The sequence below is a fragment of the Ideonella margarita genome, from assembly GCF_038066635.1.
In the GTDB taxonomy this organism is placed as follows: domain Bacteria; phylum Pseudomonadota; class Gammaproteobacteria; order Burkholderiales; family Burkholderiaceae_C; genus Ideonella; species Ideonella margarita.
Genome location: NZ_JBBUTI010000001.1, coordinates 209,133 through 226,735 on the forward strand (window position 1 = coordinate 209,133; position 17,603 = coordinate 226,735).

Sequence of the window (17,603 nt, forward strand, 5' to 3'; positions counted from 1 at the left end):
GTTGATCTGAGGAGCCGAGCTTCTTAAGAAGAACGCCCCACCGACCGAGCACAGAATTCTAGCAGAGCTTTTCGCGATTCCGAGTCGGGCAGCGAAGAAAGGCATTCTGCTGCGACGGCGGCTTCTTTTCGGGCGGCTTCCCGCGTGGCGTCGAGGGCGCCCGTGCGGCGCACGATGCTGATGATGTCGGGCAATCGCGCTTCCTCGCCGTGCTCGATGGCGTGGCGGATCAGCTGGCGCTCTTCCTCGGTGCCGCGGGCCATGGCCACCAGCAGCGGCAGGGTCGGCTTGCCTTCGCGCAGGTCGTCGCCCACGTTCTTGCCCAGCGCTTCGGTGTTGCCCTCGTAATCCAGCAGGTCATCGATCAGCTGGAAGGCTGTGCCCAGCGCGCGGCCGTAGCCGGCGCAGCGCTCTTCGACTTCCGGCGATGCGTCCGCCAGCACGGCACCCAGGCGCGCGCTGGCTTCAAACAGCTTGGCAGTCTTGTAGCGAATCACGCGCAGGTAGTCATCGATGCTGATGTCCGGGTCGTGCATGTTCATCAGCTGCAGCACTTCGCCTTCGGCAATCACGTTGGTGGCGTCGGCCAGCACGTCGAGCACGCGCATGCGGTCGACCGTCACCATCATCTGGAACGCGCGTGAATAGAGGAAGTCGCCCACCAGCACGCTGGCGGCATTGCCGAACATCGCATTGGCCGTGGCACGGCCGCGGCGCAGCGAGGACTCGTCCACCACGTCGTCGTGGAGCAGCGTGGCGGTGTGGATGAATTCAACCGTGGCCGCCAGCGTGTGATGGTGCGTGCCCGTGTAGCCCAGGGCCTTGGCAAACAGCACGACCAGCCGGGGGCGGATGCGTTTGCCGCCTGCGGTCACGATGTAGTGACCGATCTGCTCAACCAGCGCAACGTCAGAGCTCAGGCGCTCGCGGATGACCGCGTCGACGCACTGCATGTCCGCCTGCATCGGGTCGATCGATCGGGCATCTGCGGCCTCTGGCGTTGTTGTGGTGATCGTTGGCACGGTGCAGCGTTTCGGGTGACGGCAAAACAATGATTATAGGAATGTGTCACGAACCGCGTCGGCGGGTCAGATCCCGTGTGGCGGGCGGGGTGCTGCATTTGCGGGCACATTGTGCTAAGATCGAGGGCTTCGCTTCGGAATGGTCCGGGCGATACGCACGTGCGGCTGCATGTTGCGGGGCTGGGCTGAGTGGGGAAAACCCGTGCAGTTCGGCGCCTGGGCAGCAAGCCGCAGGTGGAACTTGAGCAAAGGGCACATATGTACGCGGTCGTAAAAACCGGTGGCAAGCAATATAAGGTTGCAGCCGGCGAAAAGATCAAGGTAGAACAGATTGCTGCGGACGTTGGCCAGGAAATCGTGATCGATCAAGTGTTGGCCGTCGGTAGCGGCGCTGACCTGAAAGTCGGTTCTCCCCTGGTGAGCGGTGCAAGCGTGACGGCAGTGGTGGTGGCGCATGGTCGCCACGACAAGGTTCGCATCTTCAAGATGCGTCGCCGCAAGCACTACCAGAAGCATGGCGGTCATCGCCAGCACTACACCGAGCTGCAAATCAGCGCGGTCAACGGCTGAAGCCACAGCATTCCAAGGAGTTCTGAACCATGGCACAGAAAAAAGGCGGCGGTTCCACCCGGAACGGCCGCGACTCTCAACCGAAGATGCTGGGCGTCAAGGCGTTCGGCGGCCAAGTCATCCCGGCTGGCTCGGTCATCGTTCGTCAACGTGGCACCAAGTTCCACGCTGGCAACAATGTCGGCATGGGCCGTGACCACACGCTGTTCGCGTTGGTCGATGGCACCGTGTCGTTCGCCGTCAAGGGCGAGCTGAACCGCCACACCGTCAACGTGACTCCGCTGTAATACAGCGGCATCCGTCCGACGCAAAGCCCCGGCTCGCCGGGGCTTTTTGCCTTTTTGCGGGTGTTCGCGCTCCGCGACTCCTTTCGTTACCATCCGACCATCATGAAATTCGTTGACGAAGCCACCATCGACATCGCAGCCGGCAACGGTGGCGCCGGCTGCGCGAGCTTCCGGCGCGAAAAATTCATCCCCTTCGGTGGGCCGGACGGCGGCAACGGGGGCAAGGGCGGCAGCGTGTTTGCTGTTGCAGACCGCAATCTCAACACCCTGATCGACTACCGCTATGCGCGCCGCCACGAGGCCCGCAATGGCGAGTCCGGCCGCGGCGCAGACTGCTTCGGCGCTGCGGCTGACGACGTCATCCTGCGGATGCCGGTCGGCACGATCATCACTGACACCGAAACCGGCCGCGTGCTGGCCGAGCTGATCGAGCCGGATGTGCCAGTGCTGCTCGCCAAGGGCGGCGACGGCGGTTTCGGCAATCTGCACTACAAGAGCAGCACCAACCGCGCGCCGCGCCAGCACACGCCGGGCTGGCCGGGCGAAGGCTACAAGGTCAAGCTGGAGTTGCGCGTGCTCGCTGACGTGGGCCTGCTGGGCATGCCGAACGCCGGCAAGTCGACGCTGATCACGGCCATCTCGAACGCCAAGCCGAAGATCGCTGACTACCCGTTCACCACGCTGCACCCGAACCTGGGTGTCGTGCGCGTCGGCCCGGAGAAGAGCTTCGTGGTCGCCGACATCCCGGGCCTGATCGAAGGCGCCTCGGAAGGCGCCGGCCTCGGGCATCTGTTCCTGCGCCACCTGCAGCGCACCCGCTTGCTGCTGCATGTGGTTGACCTCGCTCCGTTCGACGACACCGTCGATCCGGTGCAGCAGGCCAAGGCCATCGTGGAAGAGCTGCGCAAGTACGACGAAAGCCTGCACGCCAAGACGCGCTGGCTGGTGCTGAACAAGCTCGACATGGTGCCGGAGGACGAGCGCGCCAAGCGCGTGAAGGACTTCGTCAAGCGCTACAAGTGGAAGGGCCCGGTCTTCGAGATCTCGGCCCTGGCCCGTGAAGGCCTGCAGCCACTGCTGCACGCCATCTGGGACCACGTGGCCGCCGAGCAGCGCGAGCCTGAGCCCGAGTACGACCCGCGTTTCGACGAACCGGCTCCTGACGACCAACAAGCCTGAGATCGCCCGATGAGCGACGTTCTGAAAAACGCCCGGCGCATCGTCGTCAAGGTCGGTTCCAGCCTCGTCACCAATGAGGGCCGCGGCGTGGACGCCGAAGCCATCGGCACCTGGTGCCGGCAGCTGGCTGCCCTTGCGCGTGAAGGCCGTGAGGTGGTGATGGTGTCCAGCGGCGCCATCGCCGAAGGCATGAAGCGCCTGGGCTGGACCACCCGTCCGACCGAACTGCCGGAGCTGCAGGCCGCTGCTGCCGTCGGCCAGATGGGCCTGGCGCAGATGTACGAGACCAAGCTCTCGGAGCACGGTATCGGCAGCGCGCAAGTGCTGCTGACCCACGCCGACCTGGCTGACCGGGAGCGTTACCTCAATGCGCGATCAACCCTGCTCACCCTGCTTGGATTGAAGGTCATTCCCGTCATCAACGAGAACGACACCGTCGTCAACGACGAAATCAAGTTCGGTGACAACGACACGCTGGGTGCCCTCGTGGCCAATCTGGTCGATGCAGACGCCCTGGTCATCCTGACGGATCAGCGCGGTTTGTATTCAGCCGATCCGCGCAAGGACCCGCAGGCGCGTTTCATCGACGTCGCCGAAGCGGGTGACCCGGCCCTGGAATTGATGGCCGGCGGCGCGGGCTCCAGCCTTGGCCGCGGCGGCATGCTGACGAAGATTCTGGCCGCCAAGCGCGCGGCCGGCAGCGGTGCCTCCACCATCATCGCCTGGGGGCGTGAGCCGGATGTGCTGCTGCGCCTGACCGCTGGCGAAGCCATCGGCACGGCCCTGGTGGCCGGCTTGCCGAAGCTGGCGGCCCGCAAACAGTGGATGGCTGACCATCTGCAGCTGCGCGGTGCCGTCACGGTTGATGACGGCGCAGTCATCAAGCTGCGCGACGAAGGCAAGAGCCTGCTGCCGATCGGCGTGCTGGAGGTGGAAGGTGAATTCCACCGCGGCGATGTCATCGCCGTGCGCAATGGTGCGGGGGCCGAAGTGGCGCGTGGCCTGGCGAACTACTCCAGCGCCGAGGCGCGCCTGATTGCCCGCAAGCCGTCGTCGCAGATCGGCGGCCTGCTGGGCTACGCGAACGAGCCCGAACTCATCCACCGCGACAACATGGTGCTGGGCTGAGCGCCCTGGCCCCTGGGCCAAAGGCCTCAGCCGGCGGCCAGGTCGGGGGGCGTCTCGTGGTGCAGGTCGGCCAGTTCGCTGTCGCTCATGCCGGCACCAAAATCACTGGCCCCGGCATGTTCGTGCTCATGGTCCCGGCCGTGTGAACGCATGCCGCCGCGCAGATAGCGGTTGTGGTGGTTCACCTTGGGCAGGTAGCGTGCGAGCTCGGTCAGCGCCATTTGATAGACGTCGCGCTTGAACTCGATCACGACGTCCAGCGGCACCCAGTATTCGTTCCAGCGCCAGGCGTCGAACTCGGGGTGGTTGGTGGCGCGCAGGTTCATGTCGCTGTCGCGCCCGGTCAGGCGCAGCAGGAACCAGATCTGCTTCTGGCCCTTGTAGTGGCCACGGGCATCCTTGCGGATGAAGTGATCGGGCACGTTGTAGCGCAGCCAGTCGCGTGTGCGGGCCAGGATCTGGACGTGGTCGGGGTAGAGCCCGACCTCTTCGTGCAACTCGCGGAACATCGCCTGCTCGGGCGACTCGCCGTATTTGATGCCCCCTTGCGGGAACTGCCAGGAATGGGTGCGCAAGCGCTTGCCCCAAAAAACCTGGTTGCGGGCGTTGAGCAGGATGATGCCGACGTTAGGCCTGTAGCCTTCCCGGTCGAGCATAATCGAACCCCAATTTTTGAACTGATTTCAATATAGCACCGGCGGGCCTGCGGGCACATGCCTCGCTTACCCCAAGCCTGCCAGGTGCACACACGGACCGCCCATGAAAGCCACCCAGTTCTTCATCTCCACGCTCAAGGAAGCGCCCGCCGACGCCGAGGTGGTCAGCCACCAGTTGATGATGCGTGCCGGCATGATCAAACGGCTTGGCGCAGGCATCTACAACTACATGCCGATGGGCCTGCGCGTGATCCGCAAGGTCGAGCGCATCATCCGTGAGGAGATGGAACGGGCGGGCGCGGTCGAGCTGCTGATGCCCGTGGTGCAGCCGGCGGAACTCTGGCAAGAGACGGGCCGCTTCGAGAAGATGGGCCCAGAGCTGATGCGCGTGAAGGACCGCCATGACCGCGACTACATCATTCAGCCCACCTCTGAAGAAGTGGTGACGGACATCGCCCGCCAGGAACTGCGCAGCTACAAGCAGCTGCCCAAGAATTTCTATCACATCCAGACGAAGTTCCGCGACGAGCGCCGCCCCCGCTTCGGCGTGATGCGCGGCCGCGAGTTCACGATGAAGGACGCTTACTCCTTCGACCGTGACGAGGCCGGCGCCACCAAGAGCTACGAGTCGATGTTTGCCGCCTACAAGCGCATCTTTGATCGCTTCGGTCTGGCCTACCGCGCAGTGGCCGCCGATACCGGCGCCATCGGCGGTGATCTCTCGCATGAGTTCCAGGTGATCGCCGACACCGGCGAAGACGCCATCGTCTACTGCCCGACCAGCGACTACGCCGCCAACATCGAACTGGCTGAAGGAGTGGCCTTGCTGCCCGCACGCGCCGCTGCAGCGAATGCCCTGGTGCGCACGCCCACGCCGGGCAAGAGCACCTGCGCCGACGTGGCGCAGTTCCTGGGCTTGCCACTGACGCAGACCGTGAAGTCGCTGGTGCTGGCCACCGACGAGCTGGACGACAAGGGCGACATCGCCAAGTCCACGATCTGGCTGCTGCTGCTGCGCGGCGACCACGACATGAACGAAGTCAAGGCTGGCAAGGTCGAAGGTCTAAGGGGCGGCTTCCGTTTTGCCACCGTCTCCGAAATCGAAGACCATTTCGGCACGAAGCCTGGCTACCTGGGCCCGATCGGCCTGAAGAAGCCGGTGAAGATCGTGGCTGACCGCACCGTGGCGCTGATGAGCGACTGGGTCTGCGGCGGCAACGAGGCCGACGTCCACATCACCGGTGTGAACTGGGGCCGTGACCTGCCTGAGCCTGACGCCGTGGCCGACCTGCGCAATGTGGTTGAGGGCGATCCGTCGCCCGACGGCAAGGGCGTGCTGGCCATCCAGCGCGGCATCGAGGTGGGCCATGTGTTCTACCTCGGCACCAAATACTCCAAGGCGATGAACGCCACCTTCCTCGATGAGACCGGCAAGCCGAAGCTCATGGAGATGGGTTGCTACGGCATCGGCGTCACCCGCATCCTGGGTGCAGCGATCGAGCAGAACCACGACGGCCGCGGCATCATCTGGCCTGTGTCCATCGCCCCGTTCGAGGCCGTGCTGTGCCCGATCGGTTATGACCGCTCGGAAGAGGTGAAGACGGCGGCCGACCAGCTCTATGCCGAGCTGAAGGCGGCTGGCGTCGACGTGCTGCTGGACGACCGGGGCGAGCGCCCCGGTGCGATGTTCGCCGACTGGGAACTGGTAGGCGTGCCGCAGCGCGTGGTCATCTCCGACCGCGGCCTGAAGGAAGGGCTGCTGGAGGTGCAAGGCCGCCGTGACGCTGAAGCCGCCAAGATCGCGACCACGGACGTGGTGGCCAGCGTGCTGGCCCGGCTCGGCCGATGAGCCGCCAAGGCGACGACCACGGCGTGGATCGTCGCAAGGTGCTGGGCGGGGCGGCAGCGGCGCTGCTGGCCCCCTGGGCACCACTTGCGCAGGCCGGCCGGCAGGCCGAGGAGCCGCTGGCGGATGCCGTGCGCACCATCCTGTCTGCTGCCATCGCCAACCCGGCGCCGCCCAAGCCGGTGTTCTTGAACATGGACGACCGGCTGGCCTACTTGCGCTGGCAGGGTGCGATGAGCGAGCGCCTCAAGCGCCGCAAGTCAGAGTTGCAGACGCGGCTCGAGTTTCTCGACACCCTCTGGTACGAGAGCAAGCGGGCCGGTCTGGAGCCCGCGCTGGTGCTGGGGCTGGTGCAGGCGGAAAGCGGTTTCCGCAAATACGCCATCAGCTCGGCCGGTGCGCGCGGCTACATGCAGGTGATGCCGTTCTGGGCGCGCCTGATCGGCAATGGCGATCCGGCATCGCTGTTCCACATGCAGACCAACCTGCGCTTCGGCTGCGTGATCCTGCGCCACTACCTCGACCGCGAACAGGGTGACCTGTTCCTCGCCCTGGGGCGCTACAACGGCAGCCGCGGCAAGTCCGAGTATCCGGACATGGTGTTTGGCGCCCGGCGCCAGTGGCTGGCCTGAGGCGGCTGCCTCAGAGCCCAGTCCAGCGCTTCGGGCTGCCCCGGCCCACGTTGAGCAGTTCGATCACGCGCTCGACCGTGTCGTCCACCAGCTCGTCGATGGTCTGCGGGCGGTGGTAGAACGCCGGCAGCGGCGGGAAGATGATGCCGCCCATCTCGGTCACGGCCGTCATGTTGCGCAGGTGGGCCAGGTTGAAGGGCGTCTCTCGCACCATCAACAGCAGGCGCCGACGCTCCTTCAAGGTCACGTCGGCCGCACGGGTCAGCAGGTTGTCGCCGAAGCCATGGGCGATGGCGGCGAGCGTCTTCATCGTGCACGGCGCAATCACCATCGCATCGGTCGGGTGGCTGCCGCTGGCAATGCAGGCGCCGATGTCACCCAGCGGGTGGCATTCATCGGCCATCGCTTCGAGGTCGGGCCGGCTCAGGCCGAGTTCGTGGTGCGCGTTCAGCACCCCAGCCGGTGTGACCACCAGGTGGGTGTGCGCGCCCAGCGCCTTGAGACGCTGCAGCAGCCGCACGCCGTAGATGGCGCCGGAGGCACCCGTCAGGCCGACGACGACGCGGGGCGCTGATGCCTCCATGCCGGGGTCAGCCTGCCAGCACTTCTTGCAGCTCGCCGGCCTGGTACATCTCCATCATGATGTCCGAGCCACCGACAAATTCGCCGTTGACGTAGAGCTGCGGGATGGTCGGCCAGTTGGCGTATTCCTTGATGCCCTGGCGCACTTCCTCGTCCGCCAGCACGTTGACGGTGGTGATGTCCTGCGCGCCGCAGGCCTTCAGGATCTGGATGGCACGGCCGGAGAAGCCGCACTGCGGAAACTGGGCAGTGCCCTTCATGAACAGGACAACCTTGTTGCCCTTGACGATCTCGTCGATGCGCTGCTGAACGTCGCTCATGGCGTGTCTTTCATTCGAATTGGGAGCAGCTCGTGCTGCGATGCCGGGTTTATACGGCAAAGCACAGCCGGCTTGCAGGTGTGGCCAGACAAGCCCCGACGCGGCGGGGCGGTAATCGGCGTCTATTGTCCCAGAGCGCGAGGCGCGCCGTCAGAAGCTGTACGACAAGTTCAGCTGGAACACCGGCGACAGCTGCATCGAGCGCAGCGTGAGGTCGAGGCTGTCACTGCCGCTCAGCAGCCGCCCGAGGCTCGCGCCGCCCGGCCGCTGGGCCAGCACACCCACATCGGCGCTGATGCCCAGACCCAGCTTGCGCCACCAGGTGCTGTAGCCCAGACCGAGGTAGGGCATGGCGGTGGCCGCCTGTTCACTGTTGTCGATCAGTGCGGCTGATTGGCCCGCGCTGATGTTCCAGGCTTCAGGGCCGATGGCGGCGGCAGAACCCAGCGCCACGGTCTTCGGACCCAGCCACAGCGCGGTGGTGGCCCGCAGACCGCCGCCATCGCCCAGGGGCGCGAGGTTGAAGTAGCGGTCGCTGCTGAGCCGGAGTGCGGCGCGTGCAGCGGGGGGCGTGAGGTTCGGGCGGGTGCTGTCGAGCGGCAGGGTCGAGGTGACGCTCAGCCGGGCCTGCCAGGTCGACCAAGCCGGGTTGGCGTTGTCCCAGCGCAAGCCTTGGCCGCCATCAGCGGCAGTGGCCGCCAAAGGCAGCAGCGTGGCGAGGACAGTTGCAAGCAGCACGATGCGCATAACACCTCCCGGAAGTCGGCCATCGAGACCTGCGTTGGGCACGCGGGCCAGTCGATGATTCATCGTAACGCGTCGGCCGGCTTCTGTGGGCCATCAAACAGTGGCGGAAAGCCCCTGTTTGTTTTGTTTACAGCTGCGCGCCGATGTTGGTCTTTTGGCCACCAGTGCAGCGGGCGCGGCCCGCCAGGTCCAGTTGCAGGCGCACGTTGTGCAGGCCGGCGGCGCGCAGCAAGGCTGGCACGCTGTCGCCCTGGTCGTAGCCATGCTCCAGCAGCAGCCAGCCGCCTGCGGCCAGCCAGGTGTCGCAGCCAGCCACGATCTCGCGGTACGCGGCCAGGCCGTCGCCCTCGGGCGTGAGCGCCATGCGCGGCTCGTGCGCCAGATCGGCCAGGTGCGGGTCGTCGCCCGGGATGTAGGGCGGGTTCGACAGCACCAGGTCGAACTGATCGCCCGCCACGCCTTGCCACCAGTGGCTGTGCAGCCAGTGCACGGCCAAGCCCAGTTGCTCGCCATTGCCGCGTGCCACCGCCAGGGCCTCCGGGCTGGCGTCGAGTGCATGCACCACGGCCCGCGGACACGCCTGCTTCACGGCCAATGCGATGGCGCCGCTGCCCGTGCCCAGGTCGATCACCCGGGGTGCGGGAAGATGTGCCAGCGCGCCGTTCAAGGTGTCCAGCGCCCAGTCGACCAGCACCTCCGTATCCGGCCGGGGCACCAGCACGGCAGGAGATACCTGCAGCGTCAGGCCGTGAAAGTCCTGCTGACCGAGCAGGTAGGCCAGCGGCTCACCGCCTGCCAGGCGGTGGCACCAGTCGGCCCAGGTGTGGGCATGGGCGGGCTGCAGCGGCGTGTCGCCATGGATGAACAGCCAGCTGCGGCTCTGGCCCAGCAGGCTGCCCAGCAGGTGTTGCGCATCCAGACGCTCGACGCCCTGTGCCTGTGCGTTGATGAGCGCTTGTGCCACCGTCATCGGTGTTGCTGTGGCGCCGGTCATGCCCCGGCCTCCAGCGCGGCCATCTGCTGCTGTGAGCGGAAGGCCTGCAGCGCCTGGATCACGTCACCGAGGTCACCTTCCATGATCTGCCCCAGCTTGTAGAGCGTCAGGTTGATGCGGTGATCGGTGAGCCGGCCTTGCGGGAAGTTGTAGGTGCGGATGCGGTCGCTGCGGTCGCCCGAGCCCACCAGCGCCTTGCGCGTAGCGGCTTCGCGCGCCTGCCGCTCGGTACGTTCTTTGTCTTGCAACCGCGCCTGCAGCACCGCCAGGGCCTTGGCCTTGTTGCGGTGCTGGGAGCGGTCATCCTGGCACTCAGCCACCAGACCGGTGGGCAGGTGGGTCACGCGGATCGCGCTGTCGGTCTTGTTGATGTGCTGGCCACCGGCGCCGCTGGCGCGGAAGGTGTCGATGCGCAGCTCGGCCGGGTTCAGTGTCACTTCCGCGGCTTCATCAGGCTCGGGCATCACGGCCACGGTGCAGGCGCTGGTGTGGATGCGGCCCTGGGTTTCGGTGGCCGGCACGCGTTGCACGCGGTGGCCCCCTGATTCGAACTTCATGCGGGCGTAGACCGAGTCACCTTCCATGCGGATGACCACGTCCTTGTAGCCGCCCAGATCGGAGGCGCTTTCGCTCATCAACTCGCAGCGCCAACCCAGGGCTTCGGCATAACGCAGGTACATGCGTGCGAGGTCAGCGGCGAACAGCGCAGATTCTTCGCCGCCGGTGCCAGCCCGTATTTCCACGAAGGCGTTGCGGCCGTCGTCGGGGTCGCGGGGCAGCAGGGCGGTTTGCAGCTGGCCAAGCAGACTGGCCAGGTCAGCCTTGGCTGCGGCTTGTTCTTCGCGGGCCATGTCGGCCATCTCCGCATCGTCGGCCATGGCGATGGCGTCGGCCAAGTCTTGCTCGCGTTGCTCGAAGGTGCGGAACAGGGCGGCCACCTCAGCGGCATCGGCTTGCTCACGCGCAATCTGGCGGTAGCGCTTCATGTCGGCCGTGACCTGGGGGTCGGCCAGCAGCGCGTCCAGTTCGGTGAGCCGGAAAGCCAGGCGTCGGAGTTGCTGGCGCAGCGAGTCGTTCATGGGGCGGGCGCCGGGCAGGGGGCGCTGGGTAGGCGATCGGGTGGGCGGTCGTTTGGGCCGTCGTGTCGGCCGTCGTGTCGGCGTTCGCCACCGGGGGCGTCAGCCTTGGCGCAGGCCAGGGCTGTTGCGCGGGGCCTGGCAGCAAGGCCAGGCGAAGCGAACACGCGCAGCGCTAACGGCCGGTGTCGTCGGCGGGGTCGCGGGGCGATTGCCGCAGGAACAGCCGCGACACCACCTCGGCCGTCTGGTGCCGCTGGCTGCCTTCGCTGGCGTGCAGTTCGGCCAGGGCGCCGTGCAGCATCTTCTGGGTCAGGCCCCGGCTCAGGGCTTCGAGCACGCTGTCGATGTCGTTGCCTTTGGCCAGCAGTTTGCGGGCACGGGCGATCTCGCCGGCGCGCCAGTCATCTGCCTGGCGGTTCAGGGCCTGGATCAGCGGCACGCTGGCGCGCTGGTCGAGCCAGTGCGCAAAACTCTGCACGCCGGCGTCGATGATGGTTTCAGCTTGCTCCACTGCCGCGAGGCGTTTCTCGCCAGCCGTGCGGGTGACTTCCGTCAGGTCGTCGACCGTGTAGAGGTAGACGTCAGAAAGCTGTCCTACTTCGGGCTCGATGTCGCGCGGCACGGCCAGGTCGACCATGAACATCGGCCGGCGCTTGCGGGCCTTCAGTGCGCGCTCCACCGCGCCCAGGCCGATGATCGGCAGGCTGCTGGCGGTGCAAGACACGATGATGTCGAAGTCTTGAAGGCGCGTTGGCAGGTCAGCGAGCCGCAGGGCCTGCGCGCCGAAGCGGCTGGCCAGTTTCTCGCCGCGCTCCAGCGTGCGGTTGGCGACAGCCATCAGCTTGGGCTCACGCGCGGCGAAGTGCGTGGCCACCAGCTCGATCATTTCGCCCGCGCCGACAAACAGCACGCGGGTATCGCGCAGGTCTTCAAACAGCTGCGACGCGAGCCGCACCGTGGCGGCCGCCATGCTGATCGAGTGCGAGCCGATTTCCGTCGACGTACGCACTTCCTTGGCCACCGAGAACGAGCGCTGGAAAAGCTGGTGCAGGGTGGTGCCCAGCGTGCCGGCTTCGTCAGCGCCGCGCACGGCCTGCTTCATCTGGCCCAGGATCTGCGGCTCACCGAGCACCATCGAATCGAGACCCGAGGCCACGCGGAAGGCGTGTCGGGCGGCTTCGCGGTTCTCCAGCACGTAGGTGTGGGCCTGCAGCTGGTCGCCGTGCAGGCCGCCATGGGCTGCCAGCCAATCGAGGGCTGGACGCACCAGCTCGCGGCTGCGGGCGGGGTCAGCCGCCACATACAGCTCGGTGCGGTTGCAGGTGGAGAGGATGGCCGCCTCGGGCATGGCGCGCAACAACTGCTCGCGGAAGCCGCGCAGGGCAGGGCTCAGTTGCTCAGGGGCAAACGCAAAGCGCCCGCGGATATCCAGCGGTGCGGTTTGATGGTTGAGCCCGAGAGCGAAAACACTCATGACGCGATTATAAAATTGCATTCACAAACGCTGCCTGAGACATAGCGGGCGTTTTGTGTGGGAATTGATCGGCATCAAGCTCGGTGCAGTGCGCAAGCGGCACAGCAGGGGCGCACATCACAGGTGAATCATGGGTCCGCTGGACGTGTTGTGGCATTTGCTGAACTTCTTCGCCCCCGCGGTGGGTGTGGCCGTGCTGGCGGCCAGCCTCAGCAAGCTGGTGTGGCGCCGGGGTTTGCGCGCCGTGCCCTGGCGCACGCTGGTGGTGTGGGCCTCGGTGGCTGGCGCGGTGGTGCTGGTGGCGGGCCTGGTGCTCTTCGGCCGTGACGGTCGGATGCTGACCTACCTGGCGCTGGTGGGCGCCACGGCGCTGGCCCTCTGGTGGAAGGGCCTGCGCCACCTCTGATCAGGCCGGCAGGCTGGCCGGGGCCGTGCCCGATTCGCGCACCAGCACCTCGGCGCGCAGCGAGTGCGGCATCGCGCTGGTGATCGTCACGTCGACCATCTGACCAATCAGGCGGGCCGAGCCGGGGAAATTGACGATGCGGTTGCACTCGGTGCGGCCCATCAGCTCCGCCGCGTTCTTGCGCGACGGGCCTTCAACCAGCACGCGCTGCGCGGTACCGACACGGGTGTCGCTGATCGCCTTGATGTTGGCTTCGATGCGGGCCTGCAGGGTTTGCAGTCGGGCAAGCTTCACCTCGTGCGGCGTGTCATCGGCCAGCGAAGCCGCCGGCGTGCCGGGTCGCGGGCTGAAGATGAAGCTGAACGAGGCGTCGAAGCCGATGTCGTCGATCAGTTTCATGGTCTTGGCGAAGTCATCGTCGGTTTCGCCGGGGAAGCCCACGATGAAATCGGACGACAAGGTGATGTCAGGGCGCACCAGCTTGAGCTTGCGGATCGTGCTCTTGAATTCCAGCGTGGTGTAGCCGCGCTTCATCGCCATCAGGATGCGGTCGCTGCCGTGCTGCACCGGCAGGTGCAGGTGGTTCACCAGCTGCGGCACCTTGGCGTACACGTCGATCAGGCGCTGGCTGAATTCGTTCGGGTGGCTGGTGGTGTAGCGGATGCGCTCGATGCCCGGGATCTCGCCGACGTATTCCAGCAGCAGGGCAAAGTCGGCGATCTCGCTGGTATTGCCCATGGTGCCGCGGTAGCCGTTGACGTTCTGGCCCAGCAGCGTCACTTCCTTCACGCCCTGGTCGGCCAGCCCGGCCACTTCCGTCAGCACGTCCTCGAACGGGCGCGAAACCTCTTCACCGCGCGTGTACGGCACCACGCAGTAGGTGCAGTACTTCGAGCAGCCTTCCATGATCGACACGAAGGCGGAGGCGCCCTCGACGCGGGCCGGCGGCAGGTGGTCGAACTTCTCGATTTCGGGGAAGCTGATGTCGACCTGCGCGCGCTGCTGCGATTGCCGGCGCTCGATCAGCTGCGGCAGGCGGTGCAGGGTCTGCGGGCCGAAGACGATGTCGACGTACGGTGCGCGCGCAATGATGGCCGCACCTTCCTGGCTGGCCACGCAACCGCCCACGCCGATCAGCACGCCCTTTTCCTTCAGGTGCTTGACCCGGCCCAGATCGGAGAACACCTTCTCGGACGCCTTCTCGCGCACCGAGCAGGTGTTGAACAACACGAGGTCAGCCTGGTCCACGTCGTCGGTCGGCTCGTAGCCTTCGGCTGCGCGCAGCACGTCGGCCATCTTGTCCGAGTCGTACTCGTTCATCTGGCAGCCGAAGGTACGAATGAAAACTTTCTTGCTCATGGCGAAGACTCCGTCGGTGCGCGCCTCGGCGCCGCACCCGTCAATCAAATGGGAGAGGCCGGTGCGCTCAGGGGCGCGACCAGGTCTGTGCGTCGGCGTTGAAGACCCAGCTCTGGGCTTCGGCGGTGGTGCGGGGCCACGGCTTCACGAGGATCTCGTCGGGGCGCAGCAGCCAGACGTCTTTCACCAGACCGAAGGGGTCGATGGTGTAGTTGACGATGGCGCGCGTGCCGGTGAGGTTGCCGGCCAGCTGCAGCAGGTTGTCGGTGCCACGAATGCGCGCGCCGGGGGCGAGGCGAGCGGCCTGGCCATTCAGCAGCACTTCGGGCTGCGACTGGAACTGCAGTTCGCCGCGCAGGGCGGAGGCAGGGAAGTTGCGGGCGGCCTGGGCTTGGGCTGGCAGATGCGTTGCCAGCAGGGCTGTCAGCAGCGTGGCCGACATCGCCAGAACCAATGCGGCGCGCAGTGCGTGCGCATTGAGCGCGTGACAAGCACTGCGCAAGCCGTGTTTCAGGCGGGCCGTCGTCATGGCACAGCGGTTCATGGTGTGTATCCAGGGGCTGTGAAATGATTCGGCCCAAGTTTCCTTTCGAAAACTCGGGCCGGCTTGTTTTGGTGGCGCTTCAGGGATTCGAACCCCGGACCTGCGGATTATGATTCCGTCGCTCTAACCGGCTGAGCTAAAGCGCCAACAGCCCATGACTATACATCAAGTATTGGGCGCAATGCAACAACTGTTCGCGACAAATTTCTTGAGCACCCCGACAATAGACCCATGTTCAGTTTTTTCCGCAAGAAGAGCCCGGCTCCGGCCGATGCGCCTCAACAGCCCGCGGTGGCCGCACAAGCACCCGCCCCAGCTGCTTCGCCCGCCGCCACGCCCCTGCCGTCGTCGGTGTTGAGCGCGCCCGCCAACGTGGCCGCCACGCCCAAGCCGCAAATGGAGCGGGCCAGCTGGTTCAGCCGCCTGAAGCAAGGCCTGGCACGCACCGGCTCCGGCATTGCCCAAGTGTTCACCGGCACGCGCATTGATGACGCGCTGTATGAAGAGCTGGAAACGGCGCTGCTGATGGCCGACACCGGCGTCAAGGCGACCGAGCACCTGCTGCGTGACCTGAAGCAGCGCGTGAAGGACACCAAGGCCACCGACCCGGCGCAGGTGAAGGCCTTGCTGATCGAAGGCGTGGCCGAGCTGCTGGCGCCGCTGGAGCGCCCGCTGGTGGTGGGCGAGTTCGTGCCCACGGTGATCATGGTGGTGGGCGTGAACGGTGCCGGCAAGACCACCAGCATCGGCAAGCTCACGCGGCATCTGGCTGAAAGCGGCGCCAAGGTGCTGCTGGCCGCCGCCGACACCTTCCGCGCCGCAGCGCGCGAGCAGTTGTCGGTGTGGGCCGGCCGCAACCAGGTCGAGATCGTCAGCCAGGAAGGCGGCGACCCCGCTGCGGTGACGTTTGATGCGGTGAACGCGGGCCGCGCCCGTGGCTGCGACGTGGTCATTGCCGACACCGCCGGCCGCCTGCCCACGCAGCTTCACCTGATGGAAGAACTGAAGAAGATCCGCCGGGTGATCAACAAGGCCGATGCCACGGCGCCGCACCAGGTGCTGCTGGTGGTGGACGGCAACACGGGCCAGAACGCACTGGCCCAGGTCAAGTCCTTCGATGACGCGCTGACCTTGACCGGCCTGATCGTCACCAAGCTCGACGGCACCGCCAAGGGTGGCGTGCTGGCCGCAATTGCGTTGTGGGTGCGTGAGCGCCAGGCGGCGGGTGGTGGCCCGGTGCCGGTGTATTTCATCGGCGTGGGCGAGCAGCTGGAAGATCTGCAGACCTTCAGCGCCCGCGAGTTCGCGAGCGCGCTGCTGAGCTGACGGATTGATGAGCGGTTGAGCAGGTGAGGGCAGCGCGGGGGCCGCGCGCCCGTCGCCGCATCAGGCGCCCGGGAAGCCGGGGGGCATCATCCCCTTCATGCCGCCCATGCGCTTCATCATCTTCATCAGGCCGCCGCCCTTCATCTTCTTCATCATCCCCTGCATCTGGTCAAACTGGTTGAGCAGGCGGTTGACGTCCTGGATCTGCACACCGGCACCGGTGGCGATGCGGCGCTTGCGGCTGGCCTTGCTCTTGCCGTCCATCAGCAAGCTGGGTTGGCGACGCTCCTTCGCGGTCATCGCGTTCAGGATGCCCTCCATGCGGCGCATGTCCTTCTCGGCGCGGTCCATGTCGCCTTGACCGGCCTTGGCGGCCAGGTGCGTCGGCAGCTTGTCCATCAGGCTGCCCAGGCCACCCATCTTCTTCATCTGGCTGATCTGCGACAGGAAGTCGTTGAGGTCGAAGCCGTCGCCCGAGCGCAGCTTGTCAGCCATCTTCTTGGCGGCGTCCAGGTCAACGCCCTTGGTGACCTCCTCGACCAGCGCCACGATGTCGCCCATGCCGAGCACGCGGCCCGCATGGCGCTCGGCGTCGAACACTTCGAGGCCGTCGATCTTCTCGGACACACCCGCGAATTTGATGGGCGCGCCAGTGATCTGCCGCACCGACATCGCCGCACCACCGCGTGAGTCGCCATCGAGCTTGGTCAGCACGATGCCGGTCAGCGGCAAGGCTTCCTTGAAGGCCTTGGCGGTGTTGATGGCGTCCTGGCCCTGCATGGCGTCCACCACGAACAGGGTTTCAACCGGGTTCAGCACCGCGTGCAGATCGCGGATCTCGGCCATCAGCGCTTCGTCAATCGCCAGGCGGCCGGCGGTGTCCACCAGCAGCACGTCGAAGTAATGCTTCCTGGCCCAGTCGATGGCCGCCAGCGCGATGTCACGCGGCTTCTGGTTCGGCTCGGACGGGAACCATTCCGCTCCGGCCTGCTTCGTCACGGTCTTCAGCTGTTCGATGGCGGCCGGGCGGTACACGTCGGCGGAGACGGTCAGCACCTTCTTCTTGCGTTTCTCGATCAGGTGCTTGGCCAGCTTGGCGGTGGTCGTGGTCTTGCCGGCACCTTGCAGGCCGGCCATCAGGATGACCGCCGGCGGCTGCGCATTCAGATTGATGTCGGCAATGCCTTCACCCATCGTCGCGGCCAGCTCCTTCTGCACGATGGAGACCAGCACCTGGCCGGGGTTCAGCGAGCCGACCACTTCCTGGCCCAGCGCCTTGTCCTTCACGCGGGCGATGAAATCGCGCACCACGGGCAGGGCCACGTCGGCTTCCAGCAGGGCCATGCGCACTTCGCGCAGCATGTCCTGGACATTCGATTCGGTGATGCGGGCCTGGCCGCGCATGGTCTTGACCAGGCGTGACAGGCGATCGGTGAGGGTAGTGGCCATGGC

General features: G+C 66.2%; 19 protein-coding genes and 1 tRNA gene. 8 read left to right on the forward strand and 12 right to left on the reverse strand.

The annotated features are described in order from the left end of the window. Window positions 1-23 precede the first annotated feature (23 nt). Window positions 24-965, reverse strand: coding sequence for an octaprenyl diphosphate synthase (gene ispB / locus AACH00_RS00975; RefSeq protein ID WP_341397459.1), 942 nt, complete (start codon window positions 963-965; stop codon window positions 24-26). Window positions 966-1,280: 315 nt separating this feature from the next. Between ispB and rplU the strand changes: the two genes are divergently transcribed. The 4 genes from rplU to proB all read left to right on the forward strand — a co-directional run bounded on the left by rplU (window position 1,281) and on the right by proB (window position 4,186). Next, on the forward strand, window positions 1,281-1,592 hold the full coding sequence (gene rplU, locus AACH00_RS00980; RefSeq protein ID WP_341397460.1) for a 50S ribosomal protein L21: 312 nt from the start codon (window positions 1,281-1,283) through the stop codon (window positions 1,590-1,592). 29 nt (window positions 1,593-1,621) lie between these two features. Next, complete coding sequence (rpmA, locus tag AACH00_RS00985; protein WP_341397070.1) at window positions 1,622-1,879, forward strand: 50S ribosomal protein L27; 258 nt, start codon at window positions 1,622-1,624, stop codon at window positions 1,877-1,879. Between the two features lie 102 nt (window positions 1,880-1,981). Continuing rightward, complete coding sequence (gene cgtA, locus AACH00_RS00990; protein WP_341397071.1) at window positions 1,982-3,058, forward strand: Obg family GTPase CgtA; 1,077 nt, start codon at window positions 1,982-1,984, stop codon at window positions 3,056-3,058. Between the two features lie 9 nt (window positions 3,059-3,067). Further along, a complete protein-coding gene (gene proB, locus AACH00_RS00995; protein ID WP_341397072.1) occupies window positions 3,068-4,186 on the forward strand; it encodes a glutamate 5-kinase in 1,119 nt (372 codons plus the stop codon). A gap of 26 nt (window positions 4,187-4,212) precedes the next feature. Here proB and AACH00_RS01000 read toward each other — a convergent pair whose 3' ends face one another. Next, entirely contained in the window at window positions 4,213-4,842 is a 630-nt protein-coding gene (locus AACH00_RS01000) for an RNA pyrophosphohydrolase (protein WP_341397073.1), read from the reverse strand. A 103-nt stretch (window positions 4,843-4,945) separates the two neighbouring features. Between AACH00_RS01000 and AACH00_RS01005 the strand changes: the two genes are divergently transcribed. Beyond that, on the forward strand, window positions 4,946-6,691 hold the full coding sequence (locus AACH00_RS01005) for a proline--tRNA ligase (protein WP_341397074.1): 1,746 nt from the start codon (window positions 4,946-4,948) through the stop codon (window positions 6,689-6,691). After that, the gene (locus AACH00_RS01010) at window positions 6,688-7,320 is read left to right on the forward strand and encodes a lytic transglycosylase domain-containing protein (protein WP_341397075.1); all 633 of its coding nucleotides are present in this window, start codon (window positions 6,688-6,690) and stop codon (window positions 7,318-7,320) included. Before AACH00_RS01005 ends, AACH00_RS01010 begins: the two co-directional genes overlap by 4 nt. A gap of 10 nt (window positions 7,321-7,330) precedes the next feature. Here AACH00_RS01010 and AACH00_RS01015 read toward each other — a convergent pair whose 3' ends face one another. The 6 genes from AACH00_RS01015 to hemA form a co-directional block, all read right to left on the reverse strand. Then, window positions 7,331-7,903, reverse strand: a complete 573-nt coding sequence (locus tag AACH00_RS01015) for a UbiX family flavin prenyltransferase (RefSeq protein ID WP_341397076.1) — start codon at window positions 7,901-7,903, stop codon at window positions 7,331-7,333. A gap of 7 nt (window positions 7,904-7,910) precedes the next feature. Continuing rightward, window positions 7,911-8,222, reverse strand: a complete 312-nt coding sequence (gene grxD, locus AACH00_RS01020) for a Grx4 family monothiol glutaredoxin (RefSeq protein ID WP_341397077.1) — start codon at window positions 8,220-8,222, stop codon at window positions 7,911-7,913. Between the two features lie 150 nt (window positions 8,223-8,372). Beyond that, complete coding sequence (locus AACH00_RS01025) at window positions 8,373-8,969, reverse strand: hypothetical protein (protein ID WP_341397078.1); 597 nt, start codon at window positions 8,967-8,969, stop codon at window positions 8,373-8,375. A gap of 127 nt (window positions 8,970-9,096) precedes the next feature. Then, window positions 9,097-9,963: a peptide chain release factor N(5)-glutamine methyltransferase gene (prmC, locus tag AACH00_RS01030; RefSeq protein ID WP_341397079.1), complete on the reverse strand. Its 867-nt coding sequence runs from the start codon at window positions 9,961-9,963 to the stop codon at window positions 9,097-9,099. Further along, window positions 9,960-11,042 (reverse strand): peptide chain release factor 1, encoded by a 1,083-nt coding sequence (gene prfA, locus AACH00_RS01035; RefSeq protein WP_341397080.1) that lies wholly within the window; start codon window positions 11,040-11,042, stop codon window positions 9,960-9,962. Before prfA ends, prmC begins: the two co-directional genes overlap by 4 nt. Window positions 11,043-11,214: 172 nt before the next feature. Next, window positions 11,215-12,516, reverse strand: a complete 1,302-nt coding sequence (gene hemA / locus AACH00_RS01040) for a glutamyl-tRNA reductase (RefSeq protein WP_341397081.1) — start codon at window positions 12,514-12,516, stop codon at window positions 11,215-11,217. A 130-nt stretch (window positions 12,517-12,646) separates the two neighbouring features. On the opposite strand from hemA, the gene AACH00_RS01045 reads away from it, so the two are divergent. Further along, complete coding sequence (locus AACH00_RS01045; RefSeq protein ID WP_341397082.1) at window positions 12,647-12,922, forward strand: hypothetical protein; 276 nt, start codon at window positions 12,647-12,649, stop codon at window positions 12,920-12,922. On the opposite strand, the gene miaB is transcribed toward AACH00_RS01045, so the two are convergent. The 3 genes from miaB to AACH00_RS01060 all read right to left on the reverse strand — a co-directional run bounded on the left by miaB (window position 12,923) and on the right by AACH00_RS01060 (window position 14,971). Then, window positions 12,923-14,281, reverse strand: a complete 1,359-nt coding sequence (gene miaB / locus AACH00_RS01050) for a tRNA (N6-isopentenyl adenosine(37)-C2)-methylthiotransferase MiaB (protein ID WP_341397083.1) — start codon at window positions 14,279-14,281, stop codon at window positions 12,923-12,925. It abuts the gene before it with no gap. A 67-nt stretch (window positions 14,282-14,348) separates the two neighbouring features. Beyond that, on the reverse strand, window positions 14,349-14,825 hold the full coding sequence (locus tag AACH00_RS01055; protein WP_341397084.1) for a hypothetical protein: 477 nt from the start codon (window positions 14,823-14,825) through the stop codon (window positions 14,349-14,351). A 69-nt stretch (window positions 14,826-14,894) separates the two neighbouring features. After that, window positions 14,895-14,971, reverse strand: a tRNA-Met gene (locus AACH00_RS01060). An 85-nt stretch (window positions 14,972-15,056) separates the two neighbouring features. Here AACH00_RS01060 and ftsY point away from each other — a divergent pair. Next, window positions 15,057-16,151 (forward strand): signal recognition particle-docking protein FtsY, encoded by a 1,095-nt coding sequence (ftsY, locus tag AACH00_RS01065; protein WP_341397085.1) that lies wholly within the window; start codon window positions 15,057-15,059, stop codon window positions 16,149-16,151. Between the two features lie 60 nt (window positions 16,152-16,211). Here the strand turns inward: ftsY and ffh are convergent, their stop codons facing one another. After that, on the reverse strand, window positions 16,212-17,600 hold the full coding sequence (ffh, locus tag AACH00_RS01070; RefSeq protein ID WP_341397086.1) for a signal recognition particle protein: 1,389 nt from the start codon (window positions 17,598-17,600) through the stop codon (window positions 16,212-16,214). Window positions 17,601-17,603: the final 3 nt, after the last annotated feature.